The organism is Pseudanabaena sp. FACHB-2040, from assembly GCF_014696715.1.
In the GTDB taxonomy this organism is placed as follows: domain Bacteria; phylum Cyanobacteriota; class Cyanobacteriia; order Phormidesmidales; family Phormidesmidaceae; genus JACVSF01.
In genome coordinates this window covers 125,685-141,347 of sequence record NZ_JACJQO010000006.1, presented here as the reverse complement: position 1 = coordinate 141,347, position 15,663 = coordinate 125,685, and the positions used below count along the sequence as shown (strand labels likewise).

Below are 15,663 nucleotides of genomic sequence, written 5' to 3'. Positions count from 1 at the left end.
AGGCTGCTATCTAAAAGCTTTGCAGCTTAGATGTTTGGGGGCTTTTGCACTAGCAGACGGGCAAATTTGAGCTGTTCGTCGCACAAGAAAAGCGGCCTCGTAATCGAGACCGCTTTGAGGTTGCCATTCAAACTCACAGTTAGATTACCGAGCCACTCCGGAAATTGTGGCCACTTCAGATCCGCTCAGGTTCGGCACGGCAAAGACACGAGCATAGAGTTGAGGGCTGCTCTGAGCTACCTCGCCGTAAGACTCGCGAATTTGGGTGTTGAGTGCCACAGTGGTCACATCATAGACCTGAGTTGTCAACCGAGGGTAAAACCCAATGCCGATAATCAGCACCAGAAAACAGGCGGCAATGAAGACTTCTCTTGGCCTAGCATCTGTAAAGTCGGCGTCTTCAGGTAATACGCAGCTGGTGCCAAAACAAACCATGTCCTCAGTAATCACGCCAGCAGCACCGCCCTTACCCAAATCACAAACTGGCGCAGCTCCGGTATCAAAGAACACCTGCCGCAGCATGGAGAGCAGATAGATGGGCGTAAGAATTAGACCGACCGCCGACAGCACCACCGCTGCCGTCCGAAAGCCGGTGCTGTAGACATCGCTGTTAGCCAGGCCCATGAAAACTGCCAGTTCGCTAACGAAGCCACTCATACCGGGAAGCGCTAGGGAAGCCATTGCCGCAGCGGTAAACAGGGCAAACACCTTGGGCATTGCCTGCCCAACACCGCTCATCTCCTGCATAGCCATAGTGTGGGTGCGATCGTAGGTCACACCAGCCAGGAAAAACAGCACCGCTGCAATCAGACCGTGGGAAATCATCTGCAGCATTGCTCCGCTGATCCCTAGGTCGGTGAAGGAGGCAATCCCTAGCAGCACAAACCCCATATGGGAAACCGACGAATAGGCCAGTCGCCGCTTCATGTTGGTTTGGGCAAAGGAATTTAAGGCTCCATACACAATATTGATCACGCCCAAAATGACCAGGACGGGAGCAAAGTAGACATGAGCGTCGGAGAGTAGATTTAAGTTCAGGCGAATTAGCCCATAACCCCCCATCTTCAGCAGTACCCCGGCCAGAATCATCGATACTGGGGCAGACGCTTCACCGTGGGCATCGGGCAGCCAGGTGTGCATCGGAAAAACTGCTAGCTTGACCCCAAAGGCTACCAGCAGTCCGCCGTAGAGCAAAACTTCCAACAGCAGCGGATACTGCTTTAGACCCAGCTCTACTATGTCAAAGGTAACGGGGCCATCGCCATAAAGGGCCAGACCCAGAGCCGCCACCAAGATAAATAATGAAGAAGCCGCCGTATAAAGAAGAAACTTAGTTGCTGCATAACGGCGTTTTTGGCCGCCCCAGATTGACACCAGCAGATATACCGGAATCAGCTCCAGCTCCCACATGATGAAGAGCAGCAGCATATCTTGGGCTACAAACACCCCAATCTGGGCAGCGTATAGCACCAGCATGAGGAAGTAAAATAGCCGAGGCCGGTAGTCAACCTGCCAGGCTGAGAACAAGGCGAGCGTTGTCACCAGCCCAGCTAGCAGCACCAGCGGAACAGACAAACCATCGACCGAAACTGCCCAGCTGAACCCAATCTGGGGTACCCAGGCATAGTTCTCTACTAGCTGAAACGAGGAATTACTGGGGTCGTAGTGGGTGAAAAAGGCATAGGCCATCAGGGCCAGATCCACAATACCTACACCGAGTGCATACCATCGTAGGCGCTTACCTCCCTCGTCGGGCAGCACAGGAATCAGCAACGCGGCTACCAGGGGCAGCAGGACAATCGCGGTGAGCCAGGGAAATCCGTCCGAAAACATGAGCAAAAATACTTAAGGCTTGGAATTAGCCTTATCATACTCCTCCGTGAGTGGAATTATTCATAAATATTTACCCGGCCTTGGTATGAATAAGGTAAATATTTCACTTCGCACCTAGCGGAGATTTGGCAGCAGATTCTTCCGCAGCAGGCCATTTAAGCTGTACGCTGCGGCTTACTCTTTGCAGAGCGAGCTGCGAGGTTGACGCCAGTGCCTAACTCAAGTCAGCAAAATGCCCTACTAGAGGATTGACAGCTTGACGGCTAGATTGTAAAAACTTATAGAGCTTAGTCGGGGAAGTTGCCTTCATCATCCAGGCAAGCATCCCAGCTAGCCGACAAGGCCTCTGCAACTATCGCTTCAAAAGCAGCGACGTTGAGATTACGGCCCGTCTGATCCTGTAGTGGATTGGACAGCGGAACCAGGCGAAGACGGCGGTTGTCTTGAATTAAATCAAAGTGGGTTTGGTTGTCGTCGATCTGCCCCATCTCTAGGCAGTCAAAGCTCAATACGTTGAGGTAAAGAGTTCGGTTTGCAACCAGAGTAGACTGTTGAGGGTCGGCAAACACCTCCATGATGTAGCCTTCGCCTTTGCTAATGACCCGTTCATCCTGGGTGTGGATGTAGCGAACCTGGCCAAGATCCTGCAACAGTCTGAGCATGTCGTTTTTGTTGACAACGGTGCCCACGTCCACCAAACAAGGAGCAGGCAAACCAAGATTTCCGTGATACTCGTGGTTCATGGTCTTTAGCCAGGTAACGTTAGGTGATGGGCGGGTAGTAGCCTCGCCCCCAACAGGCTCTTTTCCCACGATACTCGATATTAATTGGATTGATCCGATCTGATAGGGCTTTTTTGTGGGTTGGAATACGGTTTAATCCTGGCAGTGCCTGACCTGACGTACGTTCCGGCAGAATACAGAAAGTCTCTGGTTTTCCCCCTGAACTTAGGCAGTGTTGCGGAGGCAGCAGTCCGTTGGCGATAAAACCTACTCACCCAGTTGGCCCGAATCCTCCCAAAAACCCTTCTAAAAAACTGCCTCAAAAACTGTCCCAAAAGCTTTCTCAAAGACTGTCTCAAGGAATGCTGCGGGGAGCGGCTGCGATCGCATTCTATACCTGTCTCCCTGTTCCGGCTGACTGGCCCCTTGAGTTTAGGGGTATTGCCCGCTATGCGCCCCTAGTGGGTTTAGCCATTGGCGGACTGCTAGCGGCTGGAGACGGCCTTTTAGCGGCTGCCCAAATGCCCGTGTTGACCCGCAGCGCTTTGATCGTGGCTAGCTGGCTAGCCTTGACCGGGGGCCTACACCTCGATGGTGCGATGGACGCTGCTGATGGTCTAGCTGTGCAAGATCCGCAGCGGCGGTTAGACGTGATGGCCGATAGCCGAACTGGGGCCTTTGGCGCGATGGCGGCAGTCATTATTCTTGGCCTCAAGACTCTGGCTCTGGCAGAGTTGGCCCAAGGCCGCTGGCTGGTGCTAATGGCGGTGGCTGGCTGGGGGCGTTGGGGACAGGTCGTGGCGATCGGCTGCTACCCCTACCTGAGGCCGGCGGGTAAGGGCGCTTTTCACAAGCCTCACCTGCGCCTGCCCTGGGATCTGTTGCCGAGCAGCGGGGCCCTGCTGGCGCTCAGCGGCCTTTACCTGAGGCTCAATCCAGCCCAGTGGCCGCTGGGGGTGGGTTTGGTGCTGGGGGGGATTGCGATCACAACGCTCACCGGAGCCTGGTTCAACCGTCAGCTAGGCGGCCATACGGGCGACACCTACGGCGCAATCGTAGAGTGGACTGAGGCGCTGCTGCTCTGTCTGGCTACGGTAGTTCAATAGTCCCATTGGGCAAAATCTGAGTGACTACACGACCACCGCTGACCACAATCGTCTGATCGCGCAGCTGGCCAACGGCACGAGGGCCAGTCACCTGAACTGCAGGGTCGCCTTGCTGATAGTTCACGTCGCCTTCGGCCACAATCGTCTGGTCCTCAACATTCCAGCTTAGGCGGTTAGTCGTCAATTGGGATTGGTTGCGCTCTCCCTGGGCTCTGACATTTTGAGTCAAAAGAACGGTCTGCTGACCCAAATCCATTTGGCCCCGGTCAGCCGTGACCACCACCTGCTCGCGCGGCTGAATCATCCGCACAGGCGAGTCAATTTGCACCGTTTGCTGAGCGACATTCCAGACAGCCACATCGCTGTTGACCTGGAGCGGAAATTCCAGCAGCTGTAGGGCCACATTCTGATTTAGGGTGACAATTCGCTGGGCCAGGTCTACTGTGCCGCGCTGGCCCGTCACAACATCTGTGATACTGTTCGCCTTAAACTGCTCAACCCGTAGCGGTCGGTCGGTTTCAACCCGCTCTTGCTGCCAAAACCAAACCATCTGATCGGCCTGCAGCTTGAGCCAGGGCTCAGCTTGCGGGTCTTTAACCACCGTGTTGGCAACGACGTTGCCCTCTAGCTCCATTCGCGCTTCTCGGTTGTAGACCCGCACTTCCTGGGCAGCAGCTCGCAACTGGGGGTGGGTGCCCGTGATGCGATCGCGCACGACCAACATATCCTCATCGGGCCGCCACTCCAGCTCATTGCCCCTCAGCACCGCCTGGTTCTGAACCCCAGTGGCAACAATGTTGCCCCACAAAAAAACGACCTTGCCATTCTCTCGAATCTCACCCTGATCGGCCTGCACCCGATGAATAATTTCGCCGTCTTGAAACAGCTCCCCATCCGGTTCCTTAAGCTGAGCCACTTCCCGGTCAGGGCTATAAGTTACTTCCTTGGCCTTGACCCGCCAGAGCAGTTGCCCCGTTTCATCAGGCTGCTCCAGAGTCACATCCCGCAAAGTCAGGCCCACCTCTCCAGGATCAATGTCCTCTTGAGCCTCTCCCACAGGCTGTCCCGACTGACGAACCAGTTGGCAGGCCCGTACACTCCCCAAAATGACTGCTAACGTCAGCAGTGCTACGGCTAGCCGATACCCCTTTGCCATTGCTCCTGCCAGTAATGTCCAGCCGATCCTAGTCGATTTTAGCTATCCCCATGGCACTCAGCCAGACACTCTCGCACAGTCAACCGATAGGGCTTAAAGGTCTTCTTCCTCTAGCTCACCAGGAATACCTAGGGTAGAGAGCGGACGGTAGGTGTAGTTACTAGTGGAGTTACGAGGGGTCTTTTTGATGTCGTCTTTAATCATTTCCAGATCGATGTAGCGATCCGAGACATTAATCAGGCTATCGCTGGTCATCGAGCGCAGGCTAACCACCTCAATTCGGGCTCCCCGGTAGCTGGCAGCATCGGCAGCATAGGCCAGATCCCCATCCCCGCTAACCAGCACAGCCGTATCGTAGTACTTCACTAAGGCCATCATATCAACGGCAATCTCAACATCTAGGTTGGCTTTCTTCGAGCCATCGGGCAGCTGTACCAGATCCTTGGCAATTACTCGATACCCGTTGCGCCGCATCCACAGTAAAAAGCCCTGCTGCTTCTCATTGGTTCGGTCTACGCCAGTATAGAAAAAGGAGCGAAACAAGCGTGACCCTGAGGTCAACTTGCACAGTAGCTTAGTGTAGTCAATCTCTATACCCAACTGCAGAGCAGCATAGAACAGGTTAGAACCATCAATGAAAATACCTACTCGGCCCCGGTTGTCTAAGACCTGCTCAGGGGTAAAAACGGCATCTTCACTCAAGGCAGAGTGGTGGTTAACAGAATGATGGTTAAGCATTTTAATAGTCTCCTTTGTTATGTGCGTTGTGTGACCGTTTGAGTAAAGCGTTTTTTATCACTGGGGTTCGAAGCCATAAATCAAGAATTGAAGACGTCGGCCTGCCAATGCTGTCTCAATCATATATTAGGTAAAATCACCTTGAAGTTTCCGGGATACTTCCGGCTGCTGAGAGGCAGACCAAGGTTCAAAGATTGATAGTAAACAAACGATTTCAGCCGCCTGACAGGTCTAAGCCCGAGCCCTCAAAGGTTGATAACTAAAGCTTTTTATAACATCCCCTAAAAGAAGCATCCTCTTTTCTAAGGGAAAACATAAATTTGTGAAGCGCGGGTCAAAGCCTTGCTAAGTCGTAAAACTACAGCGTCTTAGACAACTTTTAATGCCGTTGAAAAGAACAGAAATATTTCGTCGGATAGATCGTAAATTTCTCCTTTCTTGTCTAAAGCTGCATGAACATTCTCTTAGCAAATCTCTCTTTTTTAATCATTCTCCTCATTTGTTTAATCCTTTTGCACCTGCCGAGCCTAAAGACCTACACAAACTGCCGAGTTCTGCGGGTTGTTGAATTGCTGTAGAGGTTGGCAGAGAGTTTTTGGCCCTTGCAGATGGCTTGAGTGCCTTCGTAGGAGCTATCTGCTTTGTTAACGTGATCTGTTTTCTATACTCCTTATAGAGAATATGAGATAGAAACCCCAGGGTTGCCTCACCCTTTCAAAGCTAAAACCGACCCCGAAACGCCCCTCTGTCAAGGGCTTTTCCAGCGCTCAAGTTTTGCTAGCAGTAGGGGCCTGTTTCTCCTCCTGCTGCTATGCTTCTAAGGAGTAGACAGCAAAGTTTTGTCAAATTGCTTCATGTTTTGTTACAAATAGAGGATGAAGCGAGATAGGCGTTTACCTTCATGCTCGGCGGAATGACCGGATTTAAGCCAGCGGGGGCCAATGATTTCAGTGACCGAATGATCAACTCGGTCGCGACCCAGTCTATTCGCCATCTGTTTTCCAAGTGCGATTGGCTGGATGTGTCCGTGCGGTGTTCGCCCCCTAGCAAACTTCTGCAGGGCACGATCGACAGTTTTCGTATGGAGGGGCGGGGGCTAGTAATCCGCAAGCAGTTTGAAACAGCGGAGATGATGTTCGAGACGGATGCTGTGGCCATTGATGCGGCAGCTTTGCTGGGAGGTAAGATTCGCTTGCGCCAGCCCACGCAGGCGATTGCTCAAGTGGTTTTGACTGAAGCGGCAATTAACCAGGCTTTCGAGGCCGACCTAGTGCAGCAGCGGCTGAAAAATGTTGATCAGCCCGAACTCACCCGGCTTTCTGGGGGCGAACCTGTCAGCTTCCGAGATGTCACGTTTGAGCTGCAGCCGCAGCAGCAGGTTGCGATTTCTGCCCGAACAGACTTGCCTAATCGAAAGGATCTGCCGCTGCAGTTTACAGCGACTCTTCAGGTTGAGAAGCGGCGACGCATTCTATTTGGCAATCCCCAGTTTCAGCCCGAAGGCATTCCCGAGGCTCTTCAAAGCCTCTCCAAGACGATGACTCTGGGCTTTGCTGGAGTGCTCAACCAGATGGTCGACCTTGAGCGGTTTAACCTTGATGGGGTCATGCTGCGGATCAACCGACTAGAAACTCAAGGTAAACAGCTTGTTTTCAGCGGTTATGCTCAAATTGACCATTTCCCAGGCATACCGTAGCGCCCTGCTCTAGTTTGGCCGCAGCCATTACGTTGACCAGCAGCCTTGAGATAAGCGCTAGTTTGTCGAATGCCTCGTTTAAGTAGGCTTTCTAACAGTTATTGCCACAAAGCCTGTGGCAATAACTGTTTCTAAAACGTCCTAACTCTTCCTGCCGTACAAGTTGCGCTCACCCATAGCTCGGCTATAGTGTTCATGGCCTTGGGGCGCACTTAATCCGTCGGAATCTCTTCTATGCCTGAGTTTTTTGTCGCGGGCGGTATCGTTATGGTGCCGCTGCTGCTGTTTTCCCTATTGGCAACAGCTTTGGTTTTTGAGCGCTGCTGGTTTTGGGCTAAACTGCTGCGTCAGCAGCAATCGGTGGTGAGGCAGCTGCTTGAAAATTACTCCCAAAATCCTTCGGCAGCCCTGGCTCGACTGAAACAGCACAGCCAACTTCCGATTGCTCGTATTTGCCTAGCGGCCCTAGCTTTAGGGGAAGCCACGCCCGAGGAATTTCGTTTGGCGTTAGAAAGTGCCGCCCAGGCAGAACTCCCTCTGCTCAAGCGGTTTCAAACTGCGCTGGAGACGGTGGTAGGAGTTGCCCCACTGTTAGGTCTCTTGGGAACGGTTCTGGGTCTGATTCAGGCTCTTTCATCACTGCAGCTAGGGGACATACCGGGCAGCAGCGGGGTTACCCTGGGCATTGGTGAGGCCCTGATCTCTACGGCTGCAGGGCTGGTTGTAGCTATTGTCACGCTGCTGTTTGCTAATCTGTTCCAGGGGCTCTACCGTCGCCAGCGGGCCTTGATTCAAGAAGTGGGTGGCAAGCTCGAAATTCTTCACCGACGTCAGTTTTCTCGCGGCGTTGCTGTAGATCCAGAGCGATACTCGGATCGGCTGCGATAGTGCAACACTAAATTCAACTAATTCAATACTAAAAAAGCAGGGACGAAGGATTCCTTCGTCCCTGCCAATGCACTTGATAGCGCTTAGGTGTTAGCGGCCAATGCCCAGGTATTGAAAGCCAGCCTCTAAAAGAACAGCCCGGTCAAGGAAGTTGCGGCCGTCAATGATGACAGGAGCGTTCATTAGCTGAGCCATGCGGGGGAAGTTTAGCGTCTTAAACTGCTGCCAGTCTGTCACGAGCACTAGGGCATCACAGCCGTCAGCCATCATTTCGGGGTCTGTCTCGACGTTGACTCCGGTCAGGCCGTGACGCATGCCGCTTTGAGCCACAATTGGGTCGTAGGCTTTTACCTTTGCGCCCAGTCGGTTGAGCTGCTCAATCAAGATTAGAGAGGGCGCATCTCGCATGTCGTCGGTGTCGGGCTTGAAGGTCAAACCTAACAGGCCGATGGTCTTGCCTTTGAGAATCTTCAGCACCTGCTGCAGTTTCTCTAGGGCAACTAGCCGCTGGCGGTCGTTGACCTCAACGGCGGCTTTGAGTAGCTGACTCTCGTAGCCATAGTCTTCAGCGGTGTGAACTAGGGCTGCAACGTCTTTCGGGAAGCAGGAACCGCCCCAGCCAATGCCCGCCTGCAAGAACTTGTGGCCAATTCGGGAGTCAAGGCCAATGCCCTGGGCTACTTGAGTGACATCGGCTCCAACGCGATCGCAAATGTTAGCGATCTCATTAATAAAGCTGATTTTGGTGGCCAGAAATGAGTTAGAAGCGTACTTCACCATTTCCGCCGAACTCAGATCCGTCGTCAATACTGGCACCGGAGGCAGAGCCGGATTATCAGCAAACGTGCGAGCCACGATTGGCGCGTAGAGCCGCTGCATAACCTCAATCGCCCTCGGATTATTGCTGCCGAGAACGATGCGATCGGGGTTGAACGTATCGTAGACAGCCGATCCTTCACGCAGAAACTCAGGATTGCTGACCACGTCAAACTGGGGTACCTTGGGTGGGGCTTCAACAGCACCACCGCCTGCGGTCACTAGCGTCTTTTGCTGTTCGACCACGCCATCTAGAACAATCATCCGCACCCAGTCTCCAGAGCCAATGGGCACCGTAGACTTATTGACAATCACTTTATAGTCGTTGCCGGTTAAATGGCTGCCGATGCCCCGGGCTACTGCCTCTACGTAACGAGTGTCGCTCTCGCCTGTAGGTAGGGCAGGAGTGCCAACCGCAATAAACAGCACCTCTCCCTGCTCAACCCCATACTTGAGATCGGTTGTGAATTCTAGATGGCCGGCCGCCATCGAAGATTTCATTAGGTCAGACAGGCCCGGTTCATAGATTGGGGACTGGCCCGACTGCATGAGCTTTACTTTTTCCTCGTTAACGTCGACACAAATCACATCGTGTCCAACATGAGCCAGGCAAACACCCGTCACCAGTCCTACGTAACCTGTTCCGATAACGCATACTTGCATAAACCTTAATCCTTAGTGCTATTGGACAGTACAGATGGATGAAAAACATTCATAGAAAAGTTCCCCAGGAGGGGTAGGCCTCTCTAGGGGCACCTTTCTAAGCTAAGGGCAGCTGCGATGAGCCCAAAGAGCCGGTCTTTGTCCCTTGCGCAACAACCCGCTCTCCCAAACGCGCTCGAAAATCCTCGATCGTGAGTTTGAGCCCCTCTGATAGAGGAACAGTCGGGTTCCATTCCAACCAAGATTGAGCCCGAGTGATATCCGGCTTCCGGCGCTTGGGATCGTCTAGGGGCAACGATTCGAACTTTATCGGCACATCTGGGTTGACCATAGCCTGAACCGTTTGGGCTAGCTGCAAAATCGTATACTCATCAGGGTTCCCCAAATTGATTGGCCCTTGCTGATCCCCCTCCATGAGACGAATCAACCCCTCAACTAGGTCGGAGACATAGCAGAAGCTGCGAGTCTGCGACCCTTCTCCATATACCGTTAGGGGAATGCCTTGCAGCGCCTGCACCACAAAGTTGCTAACAACTCGACCATCGTTCTCCAGCATGCGAGGGCCGTAGGTGTTGAAGATGCGGGCCACTCGGATCTCGACATCGTTTTGGCGGTGATAGTCAAAGGACAGGGTCTCAGCAACCCGTTTGCCCTCGTCGTAGCAGCTGCGAATACCAATTGGATTCACGTTGCCCCGATACTCTTCAGACTGGGGATGCACCTCCGGATCGCCATACACCTCTGAGGTTGACGCCAGCAGGAAGCGGGCCTTGACCCGCTTAGCTAAACCCAGCATATTGAGAGTCCCCATCACGTTAGTCTTGATGGTCTTAACCGGGTTGTACTGGTAGTGAACTGGAGAAGCCGGACAGGCTAGATGGTAAATCTGATCAACTTCTAACCGAATCGGTTCAGTAATATCGTGACGAATCAATTCAAAATAAGGATTATCAAGCCACTTCAGAATATTGCGCTTGTGACCTGTATAAAAGTTGTCTAGGCAGACCACCTCATGCCCATTGGCCATTAAGCGATCGATTAGGTGAGAGCCAATAAAACCCGCACCGCCAGTTACCAAAATTCGCATAGATACCTTACCTCGTACAGTACTGCTGTCCGAACTTCGCCCTGTAGGCTGTTTGAGGGATGTGAGAGTACGCTGTGGTTGCTTTTTGTAAAGATAACCTAAGAGATTCTAAAAACAGCTTTTGTGTTCCTAGAAGATCTAAGCCGCTCTGCCAGAAACCAAGTATAGGCGGCACCCTGCTATTACAAGGGGTTGGGGCAAAATAATCTTGGTTACAGCCCTAGCTGTGCTCCTAAACTTCACAGATTCTTTAAATAAGTAAAAAATTCATAAGACGAGATCCCTTGTCTAGACCAGTGCTTTTAATCCATTCGCCTTAGCTGCAAGTCAAACTCTCAAAAGAATATCTGAACCCAGTGGAGCCGTTGAGCCAGCTCTGGGTTCCTCACTCAATCTTAAAATTTCCCTAATATAAGCTTGGATCTGAAGCGATTTTCCGGATTGTTGCCAGAATTGCGTCTATACAGAGGCAATTCTGGCGTTAATGAGGCTAAGTCAGCTTTAGCACTGCCATAAAGGCTTCCTGGGGTACATCTACCGTACCGATGGCTTTTAACCTCTTTTTACCCTTTGCCTGCTTCTGCAGCAGCTTTTTCTTACGGGAAATATCGCCACCGTAGCACTTGGCTAGCACGTCCTTCCGCAAAGCCGGAATGCTTTCACTAGCAACGATGCGGGTGCCGATAGAAGCCTGCAGGGGAATTTTGAACTGGTGTCGGGGAATCAATTCCTTTAGCTTTTCCACCAAAGCCTTACCGACGTAGTAGGCCTTATCCCGGTGAACAATCGTGGCCAGAGGATCGACTCGATCCCCGTTGATCAAAACGTCCAACCGGACTAACGGATTTTCTCGGTAGCCAATCAGGTGATACTCCATGCTGGCATAGCCCCGACTACGGGACTTCATCTGGTCAAAAAAGTCAGTGACTACCTCAGCTAGGGGCAGCTCATAGACTAGGGTCGTGCGGCCCTGGGTCAAATACTTCATGTCCTTAAAGTCTCCCCGGCGGCTCTGGCAAAGTTCCATGAGCGTACCGACGAACTCCTCAGGCGTAATCATCTCGACCTTAACGTAGGGCTCCTCAATCTTTTCCCGCTCCTGCGGCGGGGGCAAGGTGCTGGGGTTATCAATATAGATATCCTCACCTTGGACTGTGGTCACTTTGTAAATAACGGAAGGCGCAGTGGTGATTAGGTCGAGATCGTACTCTCGCTCCAGGCGCTCCTGCACGATTTCCATGTGCAGCAGGCCCAAAAAGCCGCAGCGAAAGCCAAAGCCCATGGCGCTGGAGGTTTCCGGTTCATACTGTAGGGCAGCATCGCTTAGCCGCAGCCTTTCTAAAGCTTCGCGCAGCTCCTCGAACTGGTCAGCATCGGTGGGGAAGAGGCCGCAAAACACCACCGGCTTCGCCTCAACGTAACCGGGAAGGGGAGTGGGTGCGGGATGTTTAACCAGAGTGATGGTGTCGCCGACACGGGCATCTTCTACCGATTTAATGGAAGCTGCCAGGTACCCTACCTCTCCAGCATGAAGCGCCTCCACCTGGATCTGATTAGGAGAGAGGACGCCCAACTCATCGATCTCATACTCTTTGCCTGAAACCATCAGCCGCACGCGATCGCGCTTGCGAATAGTGCCATCCATGACCCGAAAATAGACAATGACACCCCGGTAGCTGTCGTAGTAGCTGTCGAAAATCAGCGCTCGCAGGGGTTGATCAACAGTGTCTTGAGGGGGGGGTGTGAGGTATACAATGGCCTCAAGAATCTCATCAATGCCAATGCCTTGTTTGGCAGAGGCCAAGACGGCATTACTGCAGTCCAGGCCAATGATCTCCTCGATTTCCTGCTTAATTCGTTCAGGTTCGGCACCAGGCAGATCAATTTTGTTCAGCACTGGAATGACTTCGAGGTTGTGCTCTAGAGCCAGGTAAACGTTGGCCAGGGTTTGGGCCTCTACTCCTTGGGAGGCATCTACCACTAGCAGGGCCCCTTCGCAGGCTGCCAAAGAGCGCGATACTTCGTAGGAAAAGTCGACGTGGCCGGGCGTATCGATCAGGTTGAGGACATAGGTATTGCCGTCTTGCGCCTGATAATTCATGCGAGCGGCCTGAAGCTTGATGGTGATCCCCCGCTCCCGCTCCAAGTCCATACTGTCCAGAAACTGCTCTTTCATGTCCCGATCGCTGACGGTGCCGGTACGCTGAAGCAGGCGATCGGCCAGGGTCGATTTGCCGTGGTCGATGTGGGCAATGATGGAGAAATTGCGGATGCGAGAAACGGGAACGTCGGTCATAAAAGCAGTACCCAGGCGGAAAAACTTGGAACTTAACTAATTGTAATGCGATGTCTTCAGCTGTATTGGCGGTTGTCGGTAAGCCAAGATTGTGCTGGCAGAGGCTGACCGCAGTTAGGGCGGTTCACCACTACCCCAGTGTGCTCTGTATTTCTAATTTATTCCCGATTGACCAACCAATCTCAAGGACAAAGGGTTAATGACCGCCTATTATTTAGGATCATAGAATATGAAGAAGCTTTGCTAGGCGCGTGTTTTGCTGCTGGAAAGGGCTGCAGGGGTTTCTGGCCCCAGTCGGCCCGGCTTAAACGCCAATAGCATTGCACGCTCTGACTTTTGAGCAACTAACCCGTTGAGTAAACCCACCTCAGCTTGCGAACCAAGGACAACCCTAATGACAACTGACGACAAGGTAGATCTGTCCATTCAGTTAGATCGAGAACTGCTTGAGGAGGTGAGCCACCTCACATCCGATCCTAGCAAGGTGATTGAAGTAGCTCTGAGGCAATGGCTGAAAGGCGGCAGACAACGAGAAGATGAGTTGGCCCGCTCGCTCCAGCGCAACCCGACAATTCCTCCCAAAGGGGAATGGAACGATTAACCTGACTTCAGCAAAATTCCTAATGGAGCTTTATTAAGTTAACTTGTTCAGTAGTCTGAGGGTACGCTAGGGGTGACATGGGTGGCTTGAAAGGCTGGGTCATGCCTAGTTATTTCAAACCCTGTCTGATGATGGGCTGGCAACGAGAGTTAACTCTGGCGCTATGCCTACGAATCTCATGAGTTCCTGAAAATCCTTCTATCCGCTTCAATCATTTTGGATTTGGTTTCATGGCTCGGTCTGTCAGTTCCGACTCCCCGATTCACGTCCTCTCTCAGGAAACTCATGTGGATGAAGGTTCCGGATCGATTTCTGCTGCCTTGGATGAGCCTTTGCTTGTTCTGACGCTGGATCGAGAGGGGATTGTTCTGTCTGCATTTAGCCCTTTATTACCCTCTAGGCAGCAGGGAATTTTTCAGTCTTGGATCGGTCAACCCTTGGTCAAGTTTCTCTGTCAAGCAGAGACTGCTGTCTTTGAAAGCTCTCTACACCAGGTTGGGACGACGGCTGAGCAGGGCCAATTCGCGGCCCGCATTGCTCTTAAGAAAGGGGGGGTGGCAGCTCATTGGATTCTTAACCCTGTCATCGGCGTAGAGTCGGGATCTCGGTGCGTCGTGGCACTGGCTTATGCGCTGGAAGATGTGTCGGCTTGGACAAGTGCTGCAGAGGCCTCCTCAGATTGGCAGACATTATCGACCTGCTCGGAGCTACAGGGATATGCAATTCAGCTGAGCCAGATTACGCGAAACATTCGCCGAACTTTGGATCTAGAGACGATCTGGCGGCAGACGGTAGATGGACTAGGTCAGCTGTTTAAAGTAGAGCGGTGCTGGGTCTGTGCTTACCAAGTAACGGCCGGTAGCGTGACGGTAGCGGCAGAGTTTTGCCAGTCTGATCAGCTTAGCTCCTGGCAGGGTCAGGTCCTACATTTGGCAGATTGGCCTCATTTGCGACGTGCGATCGCAACCCCCTCCCCAGTCACTACCCAGCTAGAACAACCCGAGGGCCGATCTAGTCTGCTTGCGATCGCAACTCGCTACCAGGAGCAAATCAATGGCCTGATCCTGCTGTTTGCCCCAGCTGATCGAACCTGGTCGGCAGTTGAGCTAGATCTGGTCAACGAACTGGCCGACCAGGTTGGTACTGCGATCGCCCACGCTCGCCTCTTTGGGGAGAGCCATGCTTTGGCTTCTCAACTGCAGCAGGCCAATGCTCGCCTAGTGGAAAAGCACCGGGAGCTGGAAGAGGCTCGGCGGCAGGCAGAGGAAACCCGCAAGCAGGCCGAAGAAGCCTCCCGACTAAAGAGTGAGTTTTTGGCCAATACCTCCCATGAATTGAGAACCCCTCTCAACGGCATGATCGGCTTCCTCAAGCTGGTGTTAGACGGCATGGCTGACGACCCTGCTGAGCAGGAAGAATTTATTCAAGAAGCCCACAAATCGGCTATTCACCTACTGAACCTAATCAACGACGTTCTCGATATTGCCAAGATTGAAGCTGGCAAGATGAAGATCGAGATGGGGCCGATTAGCCTGCGTGAGCTGTTGAACGATGTCGAAAACTTTATCCGACCTCAAGCCGAGCAAAAGAATCTAGACTTCAACATCCTGCTGCCCCCAACCCGAGATGAAATTGTTCTCAACGGCAATTACCAGAGACTACTCCAAGTGCTGTTGAATCTGGTGGGCAATGCTATTAAATTTACCCACATTGGAGAAGTCAGAATTACGGCTGAGATCAAGCCTCAAAAAATGACCTTCCAGGATAAAACTTGGCCGGGACAGGTCAAGGTCAGCGTATCTGATACAGGCATTGGTGTTTCTCTGGAGAAACAGGATCGGCTATTTCAGACCTTCAGCCAGGTGGATGGAGAGCGCACCCGTCAGTATGGCGGCACAGGCCTGGGTCTGGCGATCTCCCAGAAGCTGGTGGAGGCAATGGGGGGCATTGTTCAGTTCATCAGCATGGGCGAGGGCTTGGGATCGACTGTCACTTTTACGGTGTTGCTCTATCAAGAGCCCGTTGTGGTTTCGACAGAGCCGCTTCAGCCGGTCTCCTAGC

12 protein-coding genes are annotated in these 15,663 nt (G+C 52.6%); 5 read left to right on the top strand and 7 right to left on the bottom strand.

Annotated features, from left to right (window positions below; translation table 11 throughout):
- Positions 1 to 144: 144 nt before the first annotated feature.
- Positions 145 to 1,833: an NAD(P)H-quinone oxidoreductase subunit 4 gene (locus H6G13_RS10050; protein WP_190483072.1), complete on the bottom strand. Its 1,689-nt coding sequence runs from the start codon at positions 1,831 to 1,833 to the stop codon at positions 145 to 147.
- A gap of 287 nt (positions 1,834 to 2,120) precedes the next feature.
- A complete protein-coding gene (locus H6G13_RS10045) occupies positions 2,121 to 2,576 on the bottom strand; it encodes a hypothetical protein (protein ID WP_190483071.1) in 456 nt (151 codons plus the stop codon).
- A 341-nt stretch (positions 2,577 to 2,917) separates the two neighbouring features.
- Here H6G13_RS10045 and cobS point away from each other — a divergent pair, with 341 nt between their 5' ends.
- On the top strand, positions 2,918 to 3,661 hold the full coding sequence (gene cobS / locus H6G13_RS10040; protein ID WP_190483230.1) for an adenosylcobinamide-GDP ribazoletransferase: 744 nt from the start codon (positions 2,918 to 2,920) through the stop codon (positions 3,659 to 3,661).
- On the opposite strand, the gene lptC is transcribed toward cobS, so the two are convergent.
- A complete protein-coding gene (lptC, locus tag H6G13_RS10035) occupies positions 3,645 to 4,817 on the bottom strand; it encodes an LPS export ABC transporter periplasmic protein LptC (protein WP_190483070.1) in 1,173 nt (390 codons plus the stop codon). The two genes, cobS and lptC, sit on opposite strands and share 17 nt — an antisense overlap.
- Before the next feature lie 93 nt (positions 4,818 to 4,910).
- Positions 4,911 to 5,555 carry an NYN domain-containing protein gene (locus H6G13_RS10030; protein WP_190483069.1) on the bottom strand — a complete coding sequence of 215 codons (645 nt, stop codon included), beginning with the start codon at positions 5,553 to 5,555 and terminating at the stop codon, positions 4,911 to 4,913.
- A 913-nt stretch (positions 5,556 to 6,468) separates the two neighbouring features.
- Here H6G13_RS10030 and H6G13_RS10025 point away from each other — a divergent pair.
- Both H6G13_RS10025 and H6G13_RS10020 read left to right on the top strand, forming a co-directional pair.
- Positions 6,469 to 7,251: a DUF2993 domain-containing protein gene (locus tag H6G13_RS10025; RefSeq protein WP_242028247.1), complete on the top strand. Its 783-nt coding sequence runs from the start codon at positions 6,469 to 6,471 to the stop codon at positions 7,249 to 7,251.
- Positions 7,252 to 7,485: 234 nt separating this feature from the next.
- Positions 7,486 to 8,139, top strand: coding sequence for a MotA/TolQ/ExbB proton channel family protein (locus tag H6G13_RS10020; protein WP_190483067.1), 654 nt, complete (start codon positions 7,486 to 7,488; stop codon positions 8,137 to 8,139).
- A gap of 90 nt (positions 8,140 to 8,229) precedes the next feature.
- Here the strand turns inward: H6G13_RS10020 and H6G13_RS10015 are convergent, their stop codons facing one another.
- The 3 genes from H6G13_RS10015 to lepA all read right to left on the bottom strand — a co-directional run bounded on the left by H6G13_RS10015 (position 8,230) and on the right by lepA (position 13,001).
- Positions 8,230 to 9,618 (bottom strand): UDP-glucose/GDP-mannose dehydrogenase family protein, encoded by a 1,389-nt coding sequence (locus H6G13_RS10015; protein WP_190483066.1) that lies wholly within the window; start codon positions 9,616 to 9,618, stop codon positions 8,230 to 8,232.
- Positions 9,619 to 9,715: 97 nt separating this feature from the next.
- Positions 9,716 to 10,705: a UDP-glucuronic acid decarboxylase family protein gene (locus tag H6G13_RS10010; RefSeq protein ID WP_190483065.1), complete on the bottom strand. Its 990-nt coding sequence runs from the start codon at positions 10,703 to 10,705 to the stop codon at positions 9,716 to 9,718.
- 490 nt (positions 10,706 to 11,195) lie between these two features.
- Entirely contained in the window at positions 11,196 to 13,001 is a 1,806-nt protein-coding gene (lepA, locus tag H6G13_RS10005; protein WP_190483064.1) for a translation elongation factor 4, read from the bottom strand.
- 394 nt (positions 13,002 to 13,395) lie between these two features.
- On the opposite strand from lepA, the gene H6G13_RS10000 reads away from it, so the two are divergent.
- Together H6G13_RS10000 and H6G13_RS09995 are read left to right on the top strand one after the other, a co-directional pair.
- Positions 13,396 to 13,602, top strand: a complete 207-nt coding sequence (locus H6G13_RS10000) for a type II toxin-antitoxin system CcdA family antitoxin (protein WP_190483063.1) — start codon at positions 13,396 to 13,398, stop codon at positions 13,600 to 13,602.
- Positions 13,603 to 13,832: 230 nt separating this feature from the next.
- Positions 13,833 to 15,662 carry an ATP-binding protein gene (locus tag H6G13_RS09995; protein WP_190483062.1) on the top strand — a complete coding sequence of 610 codons (1,830 nt, stop codon included), beginning with the start codon at positions 13,833 to 13,835 and terminating at the stop codon, positions 15,660 to 15,662.
- The last annotated feature ends 1 nt before the right edge of the window (position 15,663 follow it).

Excerpts from the sequence above, each read along its gene's own strand:
- H6G13_RS10050 (WP_190483072.1), bottom strand. The coding sequence starts at position 1,833 with ATGTTTTCGGACGGATTTCCCTGGCTCACCGCGATTGTCCTGCTGCCC.
- H6G13_RS10045 (WP_190483071.1), bottom strand. The coding sequence starts at position 2,576 with ATGAACCACGAGTATCACGGAAATCTTGGTTTGCCTGCTCCTTGTTTG.
- cobS (WP_190483230.1), top strand. The coding sequence starts at position 2,918 with ATGCTGCGGGGAGCGGCTGCGATCGCATTCTATACCTGTCTCCCTGTT.
- lptC (WP_190483070.1), bottom strand. The coding sequence starts at position 4,817 with ATGGCAAAGGGGTATCGGCTAGCCGTAGCACTGCTGACGTTAGCAGTC.
- H6G13_RS10030 (WP_190483069.1), bottom strand. The coding sequence starts at position 5,555 with ATGCTTAACCATCATTCTGTTAACCACCACTCTGCCTTGAGTGAAGAT.
- H6G13_RS10025 (WP_242028247.1), top strand. The coding sequence starts at position 6,469 with ATGACCGGATTTAAGCCAGCGGGGGCCAATGATTTCAGTGACCGAATG.
- H6G13_RS10020 (WP_190483067.1), top strand. The coding sequence starts at position 7,486 with ATGCCTGAGTTTTTTGTCGCGGGCGGTATCGTTATGGTGCCGCTGCTG.
- H6G13_RS10015 (WP_190483066.1), bottom strand. The coding sequence starts at position 9,618 with ATGCAAGTATGCGTTATCGGAACAGGTTACGTAGGACTGGTGACGGGT.
- H6G13_RS10010 (WP_190483065.1), bottom strand. The coding sequence starts at position 10,705 with ATGCGAATTTTGGTAACTGGCGGTGCGGGTTTTATTGGCTCTCACCTA.
- lepA (WP_190483064.1), bottom strand. The coding sequence starts at position 13,001 with ATGACCGACGTTCCCGTTTCTCGCATCCGCAATTTCTCCATCATTGCC.
- H6G13_RS10000 (WP_190483063.1), top strand. The coding sequence starts at position 13,396 with ATGACAACTGACGACAAGGTAGATCTGTCCATTCAGTTAGATCGAGAA.
- H6G13_RS09995 (WP_190483062.1), top strand. The coding sequence starts at position 13,833 with ATGGCTCGGTCTGTCAGTTCCGACTCCCCGATTCACGTCCTCTCTCAG.